This is a genomic window from Metabacillus arenae (assembly GCF_014773385.1).
Classification (GTDB): Bacteria; Bacillota; Bacilli; order Bacillales; family Bacillaceae; genus Metabacillus_D; species Metabacillus_D arenae.
Map to the genome: position 1 here is coordinate 41,566 of NZ_JACXAI010000009.1, position 12,350 is coordinate 53,915.

Genomic DNA, 12,350 nt, shown 5'->3' on the forward strand with positions numbered 1-12,350 from the left:
GCTAATATAAAAAACCATTAAAGAACGTATCGTTGAGTATTTATTAGCTTAATTTGAGAATAAATAAAATGAAACCAATGTCAGGCGAACAAGGTTTTTTTTATGACAGCTCCTATTAATTTGGCTTTTTGTGAAAATACAGCTGGCGATACTCAGTCGGGGTCATGCTTTCTTGTTCCAAAAATCGTTTATTAAAATAGCTAATACTCGGATAGCCTGTTTTTATCGCAATTTCTTTTATCGTCAGCTCTTTATTATCTAAAAGCAACTGTTTACTCTTTTGAAGTCGGCATAATGTGATAAACTCCATCGGTGTCATTTGTGTGGCGCGTTTAAATAATCGGCAAAAATAATAGGTGCTCACTCCTGCTTGTTCTGCCCAATAATCCAGTTCAAATGGGTCACATGCTTTACTTTGCATGATTGGCAGCAGGACTTGAATCCGATCGTTTAATTCTAGTCTTCTATCAGATCTTCGAGGGACAACATTGGTAATGAACTCCATCAAAAAAGTGTAGGTTAATGTTGATAATCGAGACAAATGCAAAAAACTATTTTCCTCTGCCTCTAGGAGAAGCTGTTCATGAGCTTTTTCTAATGTTGGCACATGTTGAACATTCCAAAGTGAAAAGCGATAGAAGCCTCTTTCAGATAAAAATTGATTGAGGATGCTCCCGTAAAAATGAACCCAGCGAATATTCCACGGATTATTTTTGCTGCTATAATACCGCTGCTCCTGCATTGGAAAGTATAAAAAAGCATCCCCGCGTTTTAACGAATATTGCTTTCCGTCGATTTCAACAAATCCAGATCCAGAGAGAATAAAATGGATACTAAAATTATTCAGGGTTCCTACTTTTCGATTTACTTCATGTCCAGGCTCATCCCAATACCAGCCAATCGATTCAGGCAGAATCATATATTCCTGTTCATTTAGCGTGGGCAATAAATATTGTCTTTGCAGCTGATATCACCCTTTCATAGCAATATTCTTTCATATGTAGAGCAATAAGATTCTATTTTTATTTTATTATGAGTTTAATATAATGGCAATATAGTATTAAATTTACAAAAAGGAGTGGGAAGGAATGAAGAAGGTGCGATGGGGGATCATCGGGTGTGCAGGCATTGCAAAGCGTGCTGTCATCCCTGGAATTCAACAATCTGAAACATGTGAAGTCACTGCGATTGCCAGCCGAAGACTAGAAAAAGCTAAAAAAACAGCTGAAGAATTGAATATACCAACTGCATATGGAAGTTATGAAGAATTACTTGCCGACCCAAATATTGATGGCGTTTACATTCCGCTTCCAAATCATTTACATAAGGAATGGACGATTCGTGCAGCAGAAGCCGGTAAACATGTATTATGTGAAAAGCCTTTAGCAATTCATGCAAAGGAAGCGCAAGAAATGGTGATAGCATGTGAAAAAGTTGGTGTCGTATTTGCTGAAGCATTCATGTATCGTTACCATCCGCGCTATGCGATGATTCAGGACTTTCTAAAATCGGGCGAAATTGGAGAGCTGCGTGGCATCCATGGAACATTTACCTTTAACAACTCAAATGACAATGGGAATGTTCGTTTTAAGCAAGAATGGGGCGGCGGCTCTCTATATGATGTGGGAGTTTACCCAATTAGTGCGGCGCGGATGCTGCTGGGAGAGGAACCACAAGCTGCCACTGTACACGCCTTTTTTTCTAATGAACACGATAATGTAGATATGATGGCATCCGGCATTCTTGAGTTCAACCATGGCGTGGCCCTAACCTTCGATTGTGGAATGTGGGCAGCCTTTAGAAATAATCTTGAAATTGTAGGAACAGAAGGTCGAATTGAAGTTCCTTCCGCTTTTATTGCCAGTCAGAATGAACAAGATAACTTTTTTGTGATTACGCAAGAAGGCCGCAGGGAAGTAGAAGTCCCACGATTGAATCAATACTCCTTGCAAGCGGACGCTTTGGCAAGAAGTATTCTAAATGGAGAGCCTCTCCCATATCCAGCTGCCGATGCAATCCTTAATATGAAGGTTGTTGATGCTTGTTTAACATCGGCAAGAGAACGCCGTCGAGTTGAAATTTCATGAGGAGGTATTCTGTATGAAAACGATTACCATTCCAGGCTTAGCAAAACCAGTAACAACACTTATCCAAGGATCTGATTATTTTAGGCCAAGTATTTATGACAAGGTTTGCAGTGTACTAGATCGATATGTTGCAATCGGTGGAACCACTATTGACACCGCTCACATTTATTGTGGAGGAGAAAGTGAGGTTGCGATCGGGCAATGGATAAAGGATCGCAACAATCGGGAGGATGTGGTGATCCTGACGAAAGGGGCACATCACGATCAAAACGGTCCTCGTGTAAATCCAGAAGCCATTTTCAAAGATCTATTTGAGAGCTTAGAACGGCTCGGAACTGATTATATCGATTTATATGCTCTGCATCGTGATGATCCTTCGGTACAAGTTAGCGTCATTATTGAGGCATTAAATGAACATATCAAAGCTGGGCGCATAAAAGCCATAGGCGCATCAAATTGGACGGTTAAACGATTACAGGAAGCAAATGAATATGCAGCTTCAAATCGGTTAGTAGGCTTCACCTTCAGTAGTCCTAATTTAAGCTTAGCAAAGGCAAAAGAGCCTTTTTGGGATGGTTGTGTTTCTGCTGATGCATCTGATTGTGCCTGGCACCAGGAACATCAGTTCCCAATTCTATCCTGGTCTTCTCAAGCAAGAGGCTTCTTTACAGGCCGCTTTACGCCTGAGGATCGAAGCAATGAAGACCTTGTCCGTGTATTCTATAGTGAAGACAACTGGGAGCGTCTGCGTCGCGCTGGACAATTAGCGAAAGAAAAGGACGTCAGTACTATCCAAATTGCTCTTGCTTATGTGCTTAATCAACCCTTTCCATCCTGTGCTCTAATTGGTGCACAGAATGAGGAAGAATTACTTTCTTGTTATGAAGGCTCCAAAATCGTTTTGACGAAAGATGAATTAAATTGGTTGGAGCATGTTGAAAAAAATGTAAGCTAGAAATTTATTTTTTAAAAACAACCCGTCATACTAGAAAATGAAGTGTTAAACCGTTTACTAAATACCTCAAATGAAAATTTCGAACAATCAAGTGCTTTCCTTTAGTAGGTTTGCACTGAAAAGAGGAATCTCAGTTTCTGAGCTTCCTCTTTTTAGTCAACTTCATTCGGCAAAATCAGAATTTCGACTCTCCTATTTTTCTCTCTCCCTTGCGGTGTATCGTTAGAGGCGAAGGGGCTATATTCACCCAATCCTTTTGCACTGAACAATTTAGGGTTCAATTGTTTATTCTCAATTAATAATTTCATAAAGCTTATTGCCCGCATAACGCTTAAATGCCAGTTTGATTCAAACTGAGAGTTTTGGATGGGGACATTATCGGTATGCCCGCTAATGATAATATTTCTTGGAGGATTCATGATAAGCAACTCAGAAATTTCTTTTGCTAAACTCTGATCCTCACTTCGAATGGTAGCACTGCCCGAATCAAAGAAGATATTATCGACAATTGTAATAAGAAGACCTTCATCTGTCAGATTTGTTTTAAGACTCGCTTGTAGTTTGTTTTCTTGAATATACGAATTAATCTTCTCCTGTACTTCTTTTAATTTTTCTTTTTCCAATTGTCTAAGTTTATCAAGATCCTTACTTTTTTGCGTCGGTTGTTCTATGGGTATTTCATCCACTGGACTTGAATATTCCATAACACCTGTCCCGCCAGTAAAGACACTGTTAAAGGCTCTCGATAACATTTGGAATTTTTGAGCATCTACAGAGCTCATTGCGAATAAAACGATAAACAATGCCAGCAACAAAGTTAAGATATCAGCATAAGGAATGAGCCAAGATTCATCTATATGATCTTGTTCGGCTTTTTTCTTCCGTCTTCTAGCCATTGACTTGCTCTCCTTCAACTAATAAGTTCTTTCTGTCCTTGGCAGGTAAATAAGTTGCCAGCTTTTGCTCAATTGCTTTTGGTGATTGCCCTTCCAGTAAAGACAGAACACCTTCAATCATGACATAACGAACTTTTATTTCCTGTTTCGATTTCCTTTTCAACTTATTGGCAAAAGGGTGCCAAAGCATATAGCCTGAAAAGATCCCCATAAGGGTAGCGACGAAGGCAGCGCCGATTGCTTCCCCTAATGCTGTTGTATCATCCATATGAGAAAGAGCAGCAATTAAACCTAAAACAGCGCCTAGTACTCCTAATGTCGGTGCATAGGTACCTGCTTGGGTAAAAATACTTGCTCCAGCTAAATGCCGTTCCTCCATTGCCTCAATTTCCTCGTTCATGACATCACGGATAAATTCTGCATTCTGGCCATCAACAGCCATAGTGAGCCCATTTATTAAAAACTCATCATCCACTTCTGAAAGCTTTGCTTCAAGAGCGAGCAAGCCCTCTCTTCGTGCTACCTGGGCCCATTCTGAAAACAACGGAATTAATTCCTGTATTGTAATATTTTTTTTCTCTCTAAAAATAACCCCGAATAATTTTGGTACTCGTTTAATTTCATTTGTTGGAAATCCAATGACAACGGTGGCAATCGTTCCAACAATAATAACCATGATTGCCGCAGGGTTTAAAAGAACAACAAGATTAACCCCTTTTAAAACCATTCCGACCCCAACAGCAATAAATCCTAAAATTATTCCAATAATCGATGTTTTGTCCATTTTTATCAAATCCTTTATAAAGCTTACTTGCTTTTAATATCGTCAAATCTCTTTGCATCTTTAGGATTTCTAGAATCTGCACCCTAAATAGAATGAGTGATGAAAAAAGGAGATTTTCCAACATTCACGAATTAAGAAGGGACGATCTATTACATAAGTAAAGGTGGAGGATTAGATGAAGTTTAAAGATTATCTTTATAAAAAAATAAATATAGAGGAGGTAAGAACAAAGCATGAGAAGATGCTAGAAAGATTTGAACAAGCTAAAACCTTTGAGGAACAAGATCGAACCATCCAATTATTGCAGGAATTATATAATGAAGCAGATACGATGTTTAATCTTGTCTATATTAGACACTCCATTGATACGAATGATGAATATTATAAAAATGAGCAGGATTATATGGATGAAATTGAGCCGCTAATAAAAGAGCTTCATACAAAATTTTATGAAAAGCTTGCTTCTTCACATTTTCGTCCCCAGTTAGAGCAAAAATGGGGGAATCAATTATTTGCTCTTGCAGAAATCCAATTAAAGACATTCTCACCAGAAGTCATTGAAGATTTGCAAAAAGAAAACCGATTATCATCAGAATACACAAAGCTTGTAGCGTCAGCCAAAATTGAATTTGATGGAAAGGAATATACATTGGCTCAAATGCAGCCACTTGCCGAGTCAAAAGATCGTGAAATAAGAAAACGAGCAAATGAAGCAAAATTTCAATTTTTTGCAGAAAAGAGTGAAGATTTTGACAGGATCTATGATGAACTTGTAAAAGTGAGGACAACGATAGCTCAAAAGCTTGGATATGAGAATTTCGTAGAATTGGGCTATGCCCGAATGAGCCGGACAGATTATGGAGCAGATATGGTAAAGGTGTTTCGTGACCAAGTGAAAGAGTTCATTGTTCCAGTTGCAACAACGCTGCGCAAACGTCAGCAAGAACGTCTAAAGCTAGACACTCTAACTTATTATGACGAACCAATCGCCTATCTTTCTGGTAATGCGACTCCAAAAGGAGATTCTGATTGGATTATTGAAAATGGAGGAAACATGTATAAAGAGCTGTCACCAGAAACTGATGAATTTTATAATTTTATGGTAGAGCATCAGTTGATGGACTTGCTGGCAAAAACAGGAAAAGCTGGCGGAGGATATTGTACATTTTTAGCAAACTACAAAGCACCTTTCATTTTTGCTAATTTTAATGGAACTTCCGGTGATATTGATGTCTTGACCCATGAAGCAGGCCATGCATTCCAAGTATACATGTCTCGTCATTTTGATATATTGGAATATCAATGGCCGACAATGGAGGCTTGTGAAATCCATTCGATGAGTATGGAATTCTTTACGTGGCCTTGGATGGAGAGCTTTTTTAAAGAAGACACGGAAAAATATAAATTCTCTCATTTAAGTGAAGCCGTTCTTTTTCTTCCATATGGAGCAGCTGTCGATGAATTTCAGCATTTTGTTTATGAAAATCCTGAAGCATCTCCAAAAGAGAGAAAATTAGCTTGGCGAAAAATCGAGAAAACATACTTGCCGCACCGTGAATATGAAGGCAATGCTTATTTAGAGGAAGGAGGCTTTTGGCAGCGTCAAAGCCATATTTATAATTCTCCATTTTATTACATTGATTATACACTGGCACAAATATGTGCCCTTCAATTCTGGAAAAAGCTTCACGAAAACAAAGAAGCTGCATGGAACGATTACCTTCATTTATGCAAGCAAGGGGGATGCAAGCCGTTTCTCGAACTAGTTCAAGAAGCAAATCTGAACTCTCCATTTCAAAAAGGGACGATTCAGTCAGTAGTCGGAGAAATTGAAAGCTGGTTAGATCGTGTTGACGATCAATCGCTATAAGGGTGAAACGGAGAGCATGACATAAGGAGCTCTCCTTTAATCTCTGACTAAATCCTACCCAAAGATCGATTGTTATTGCTCGGTTTTTCTTCATTTTAACAATGATTATTAAAGAAAAGCTGATAAAATGGGATATTTACTATTTCACGTCTTTCGAAATCTTCATATATATGAGTATCAACTGGAAAAAGGACGTGTTATTGTGAGACTTCAAAAGAGAAGAAAGCAGCGGCGATCCACCTGTATTTTCCCCGGGTACAGATGGTGCGGCCCAGGATGCAGCGGACCTGGTGCACCTATTAATGAGGTCGATTCCTGCTGCATGAGGCACGACAGGTGTTTAAGGCGCGGGGGTTCACGTTGCAGGTGTGACGATGATTTTATGGCCTGTCTCCGTCCAAAAATAAATAATCGCAGCCAAAGCGGCAAAAACGCTGCAATAATGTATAACTTTATGAGGCTTAGAGCGCTATTTGTATGCAGCCGCTTTTAATTTACGGCTTTCGCAAGGAAAGGACACAGCCTAGCAGTGTTTTATACCAATTCTTAAAAACGCTGTTTCAGAATAAAAAGATATGGCTGTCGGCCCAATAAAATAATAATGAGATAAGATTGAGGAACTGATACTGGCATCAGTTCCTATCATCATACAATAAATTGGTGAACTGATAGCAATCTTCAGCTCTTATATTCTATCTTTAAAATCATAATCCGCTATGATGCCCGATAAGGCTGATTTGGACTGAAGTCGGGCATCCTAACCGCACTATGATGCCTGATAAAGCTGTTTTTTACGAATCCAAATAAATCACCAAATCTTAACTGAAAGAGAAAAAAATCAATGCCGCTGCCATTAAAGACAAATGAAAAGCCCGATAAACAGGAAACAACGATCTATCTTAGGCCTCCGCAATTATAGATTAATGACAAATTTTTCAACTTCTGAAATGGATTTTTATCATTAGATGGCTATGCCAAAGTCCTCTTTTTCATACTTGTGTGATTGACATAAACACTACTCCTAATGGAATCTTGATGAATAAAAATCAGACAAAAAAAAGGCTGAAACGTCTACGTTTCAGCCCTTTCTTGGGTTATTTTGCTTCAATCTTTCCTTCATTTAAGAAGAAGTGGACTTGGTTTAGTTGGTCTTTTTCAAATAACAGATCAGCAATTTTATCTTCCAGCTGCTCCTGAATGACTCTACGAAGAGGTCTTGCACCGAATGCACGGTCATAGCCCAATTTTGCCAGCTCTGTTTTTACATCCTTATCAATTGTAATTGTAATGTTTTGATCGTGGAGAGTTGTTTCCAATTCAACTAGCATTAAATCTATGATTTTCAACAAGCTTGTCTGCTCAAGGTGCTTAAACTCGATGATGCTGTCAAAACGATTCAAAAACTCAGGTTTAAAGAAAGAGCCTAGTGAATCGAGTAAACGAGATTCTTTGACCGCACCTGAGTCACTAGTTTGGAATCCGACTTTTGTTTGTTTCTCAGTTGCACCTGCGTTACTAGTCATGATAATGACTGTATCTTTAAAACTAACCGTACGGCCTTGGCTGTCTGTAAGGCGGCCGTCTTCCAAAATTTGCAGGAACATATGCTGGACATCTGGATGAGCCTTTTCAATTTCATCAAGCAGGATAATACTGTAAGGGTTGCGGCGGACCTTTTCTGTTAATTGTCCAGCTTCATCATGGCCGACATAACCTGGAGGAGAGCCAATAATCTTAGACACTGCGTGTTTTTCCATATATTCACTCATGTCCAGGCGAATCATCGCATCCTTTGAACCAAATAACTCTTCAGCAAGAGTTTTTGACAGTTCTGTTTTACCAACACCAGTTGGACCTACAAATAGGAATGATCCGATTGGGCGGTTTTTAGCCTTTAATCCAGCGCGGGAGCGGCGAACCGCTTTTGCCACTTTATCAACAGCTTCTTCTTGTCCGATCACCTTAATAGCAAGATGTTTTTGAAGATCTCTCATTTTTGTTTGCTCATCTTCCTGTAATTTTCCGACTGGAATACCTGTCTTTCTTTCGATGATCGCTTGAATCTCAGAAATGCCGACGATCATTTTTTCTGCTGGACTTTGGTTTTCTAATTGTTTTTCAAGTTGAATTTCCTCATGACGAAGCTTGGCTGCCAATTCATAATTTTCTTTTTCAGCTGCCTGCTCTTTCTCTTTTGCTAATTCAGCTAATCTTTCTTGAAGTTGCTGTTCATCAATAGAGTTTGATTTCAGATTAGCTTTTGACCCAGCTTCGTCTAACAAATCAATTGCTTTGTCTGGTAAAAATCGATCTTGAATGTATCGGTGTGATAAAGATACACAAGCTTTAATGGCCTCATCTGTATATTCAACCTGGTGAAATTGCTCGTATTTATCTTTAATCCCGTTCAAGATCGTCACAGCTGCTTCAAGGGTGGGCTCATGAACCATTACAGGTTGAAATCTTCTTTCTAATGCAGAGTCTTTTTCAATTTGACGGTATTCTTTAAGCGTTGTAGCACCGACAACCTGTAATTCCCCTCTTGCTAATGCAGGCTTTAGAATATTCCCTGCATCCATCGAACCTTCGGCTGTTCCTGCACCTACTAATAAATGAATTTCATCAATGAATAAAATAATATTTTTTCTTTTTTGCAATTCAGAGATGAGTTGTTTCATTCGTTCTTCAAATTGCCCCCGGATACCTGTATTGGCAACAAGTGAGGCTACATCGAGTAAGTAAACCTCCTTATTCTTAAGCTTAGCTGGCACATCTTGCTGAACGATTTTTAGGGCAAGCCCTTCTGCAATAGCAGTTTTTCCCACTCCAGGCTCTCCTATAAGAACGGGGTTATTTTTATTTCTGCGATTTAGGATCTCACTCACTCGTTCAATCTCTTCGTCTCTGCCGATAACAGGATCAATTAATCCAGCTCGTGCAGCATGGGTTAAGTTGCGGCCCAGCTGATCAAGAAGTCCGCCGCCTCTACCTTGATGGGCCTCTTGATTTGCCTGTGAAGATTGAGACTGAAAATTCATTTGACTTTTAATAAAGTCTTCCATTGAAAATGGCTGATTGAAAAAGCCGTTTGGCATCTTTTGCGCTTCTTTTGCATAACAATCCTCGCAAAGCATAAAATCTCGATTCTCTTGATTGATTCGAACCTGCATGCGAATACTCGCTTGTTTATTTTTACAATTTTGACATAGCATGAAAAAACCTCCTAGGTAACATATTGTTTATTTTGACTTTGACTATATTTGACTAAAAGGTTGAAAGAAAAACTTAAACGAATAAATCGAATAAGCTATTAAAAAGGAGTTTAACCTTCTTTGACTATTATTATAGTTTGACCTTTCTTGACTTTCAACTATTTTGATTTATTTTTTACAAAAAGCCGAAAGAAAAAGAAAAAATTTAAACGACGTCTTTCTGAACAACTTGTCTCATATAAATTAAAACAGGCATTGCTCGTATCCTTTGCTCTGATGCCAGAAAAGCAGAAGCGGATCTAAAATAATATAGGCTAACGCTCAAGTTTTCTGTTGAAACGTGTGCAAAACATGCATCTTACAGGCATGGTGCAAATTTCTGGAAACAGTGCAAATAATCCGGTAACAGAGTAATGATTCGAGTAACGATGCAATTATTTGGATAACGGTGCAAATATCGTAGTAACGGTGCCAAAAATCCGATGACGTTTCAAATATAGAGATAACGGGTGCAATTTTTCAGTATCGGTGCGGCTTTCATCTCTACTACTTGAAGAAAGACTTTGAAGCAACCTGCGATACATCGTGCCTTAATTTAAAGCTCAGTTAAAAAGAAAAAGTGCGTAAAAATAAAAAACAGAGATGATGTTGGGTCATCTTTTATTTTTTAAAGTAAAAAGGGAGGCGGGGGAAGTGGACAAACATTTTATTCCCTCCATTCAGGTGGCTGCGGTTTATATTGGAACTGTGGTGGGGGCGGGTTTTGCGACTGGAAAGGAAATTGTTGAGTTTTTTACACGGTATGGATTTTATGGGATACTTGGGATCCTGCTTGCAGGTTGGCTGTTTTGTTATTGTGGTGTGAAAATTATGATTATTTCTAAACGAATTGGAGCAAAATCCTATCAGGATTTCAATCTTTATTTATTTGGAAAGCCTCTTGGGTCGGTCATTAATTTTTTAATGATTTTTATTTTACTTGGCGTTACGTCTGTCATGCTTTCAGGTGCTGGAGCGGTATTTGAAGAGCAGCTTCATTTGCCAAAGCAGCTTGGAATTGGAATTACGATGGCACTAGGGCTGTTTGTGATGATTAATGGAGTAAAAGGAGTGTATGGTGTCAATATTTTTGTTGTACCTATGCTTGTTCTTTTTAGTATGATCGTGGCGGTTCAAGCTTTTTCTCCCCAATCCATTTTTCTTACGGGTGAAGGCCCAACCTATCATTGGATCGTTTCAGCATTTTCCTATGGAGCATTTAATTTGGCTATGGCACAAGCCGTTCTTGTACCCCTTGCCAGCGAAATAGACGAGGAGGCTTCTCTTAAAACAGGGGGAATCATTGGAGGAATTGTATTAACAATCATCCTGTTGGGAAGTCACTTTGCTCTTTCGTCTCTGCCAACAGTGATGCTTGACGAAATACCAATGGCATCTGTTATAAAAAACAGCTATATAACGATTTACTTTGTTTATGTTTGTGTCATTTACGGGGAAATCTTTACTTCAGTAATTGGGAATCTCTATGGTCTTGAAAGGCAATTAAGTCAACTGTTAAAACTGAAAAGTTCTTTTATCATTGGCACAATTTTGTTAATTTCCTATTTTATAAGCCAGCTTGGCTATGGACATCTAATTTCGATACTTTATCCTTTTTACGGGTATTTGAGTTTAGGATTTTTAGTTTTATTACTTGTGAAAAAATACCCATTACCGTAGTGGAACTGTGATAAGATGGAGTAATTGATTGGATAATAACAATTAGAATAGCGGATAGTTTGAGAAGGGGGAAGAGAAGTGAATCGAATCGCAGTCATATCTGATATCCATGGCAATGTTCCAGCATTAGAGGCTGTTCTGCAAGATATCCATCGTAGAGGCATTCAAGAAATTTTTTGCTTAGGAGATCTTGTCGGGAAAGGTCCCGAATCTAAAAGGGCCATTCATCTCATTCAAAAATCATGTACAGTTGTTGTAAAAGGAAACTGGGATGATTTTATTACGAAAGAGACAGAGTTTGATGCCATCCGCTGGCATCAAGCACAGCTTACTAAGGAGGATAATGCCTATTTAATGAGCTTACCATTTCAAGTGGAGTTTATGATGAGCGGAAAAAAAGTTCGTCTTTTCCATGCTTCTCCCTTTAGTATATACAAAAGAATTCAGCCTTGGGACCCGATCGAAAAGCGATTAAGTATGTTTGAAAATACGGCTGAAACCGGAAATGAGGGAGGGGAACCAATTGTTGTCGGTTATGGGGATGTACATAATGCCTATGTGCAAAACTTCTTAGGGAAAACCTTATTCAATACAGGCAGTGTCGGGAATCCACTTGAAATCACGCAAGCATCTTATGCGATTTTAGAAGGTGAATATCATGCTGCTGAACAAGGGCCTTTTTCCATCCAATTAGTAAGAGTCCCGTATGATATAGAAATGTCTATTCAAATTGCCAGGGAAATGAAGATGCCAGATCTTGATCAATACATCCAAGAATTAACGACAGCAAAATACCGGGGGATTAAAGGGTAAAAGGAGTGAAAAAA

At 38.7% G+C, this 12,350-nt stretch carries 9 protein-coding genes; 5 read left to right on the top strand and 4 right to left on the bottom strand.

Annotated features, from left to right (window positions below):
• Positions 1–115: 115 nt before the first annotated feature.
• Complete coding sequence (locus tag IC621_RS09070; RefSeq protein ID WP_191158024.1) at positions 116–964, bottom strand: AraC family transcriptional regulator; 849 nt, start codon at positions 962–964, stop codon at positions 116–118.
• A gap of 124 nt (positions 965–1,088) precedes the next feature.
• Between IC621_RS09070 and IC621_RS09075 the strand changes: the two genes are divergently transcribed.
• Positions 1,089–2,087, top strand: coding sequence for a Gfo/Idh/MocA family protein (locus IC621_RS09075; RefSeq protein ID WP_191157950.1), 999 nt, complete (start codon positions 1,089–1,091; stop codon positions 2,085–2,087).
• A gap of 13 nt (positions 2,088–2,100) precedes the next feature.
• Positions 2,101–3,042 carry an aldo/keto reductase gene (locus IC621_RS09080; RefSeq protein WP_191157952.1) on the top strand — a complete coding sequence of 314 codons (942 nt, stop codon included), beginning with the start codon at positions 2,101–2,103 and terminating at the stop codon, positions 3,040–3,042.
• A 152-nt stretch (positions 3,043–3,194) separates the two neighbouring features.
• Here the strand turns inward: IC621_RS09080 and motB are convergent, their stop codons facing one another.
• Both motB and motA read right to left on the bottom strand, forming a co-directional pair.
• A complete protein-coding gene (gene motB / locus IC621_RS09085) occupies positions 3,195–3,938 on the bottom strand; it encodes a flagellar motor protein MotB (protein WP_191157954.1) in 744 nt (247 codons plus the stop codon).
• On the bottom strand, positions 3,931–4,722 hold the full coding sequence (motA, locus tag IC621_RS09090; RefSeq protein ID WP_191157956.1) for a flagellar motor stator protein MotA: 792 nt from the start codon (positions 4,720–4,722) through the stop codon (positions 3,931–3,933). Before motA ends, motB begins: the two co-directional genes overlap by 8 nt.
• Before the next feature lie 175 nt (positions 4,723–4,897).
• On the opposite strand from motA, the gene IC621_RS09095 reads away from it, so the two are divergent.
• A complete protein-coding gene (locus IC621_RS09095; RefSeq protein WP_191157958.1) occupies positions 4,898–6,592 on the top strand; it encodes a M3 family oligoendopeptidase in 1,695 nt (564 codons plus the stop codon).
• Between the two features lie 1,094 nt (positions 6,593–7,686).
• Here IC621_RS09095 and IC621_RS09100 read toward each other — a convergent pair.
• On the bottom strand, positions 7,687–9,804 hold the full coding sequence (locus tag IC621_RS09100) for an ATP-dependent Clp protease ATP-binding subunit (RefSeq protein ID WP_191157961.1): 2,118 nt from the start codon (positions 9,802–9,804) through the stop codon (positions 7,687–7,689).
• A 693-nt stretch (positions 9,805–10,497) separates the two neighbouring features.
• Between IC621_RS09100 and IC621_RS09105 the strand changes: the two genes are divergently transcribed.
• Both IC621_RS09105 and IC621_RS09110 read left to right on the top strand, forming a co-directional pair.
• Positions 10,498–11,523, top strand: coding sequence for a YkvI family membrane protein (locus tag IC621_RS09105; RefSeq protein WP_191157963.1), 1,026 nt, complete (start codon positions 10,498–10,500; stop codon positions 11,521–11,523).
• A gap of 78 nt (positions 11,524–11,601) precedes the next feature.
• Positions 11,602–12,336, top strand: coding sequence for a metallophosphoesterase family protein (locus IC621_RS09110; protein ID WP_191157965.1), 735 nt, complete (start codon positions 11,602–11,604; stop codon positions 12,334–12,336).
• Positions 12,337–12,350: the final 14 nt, after the last annotated feature.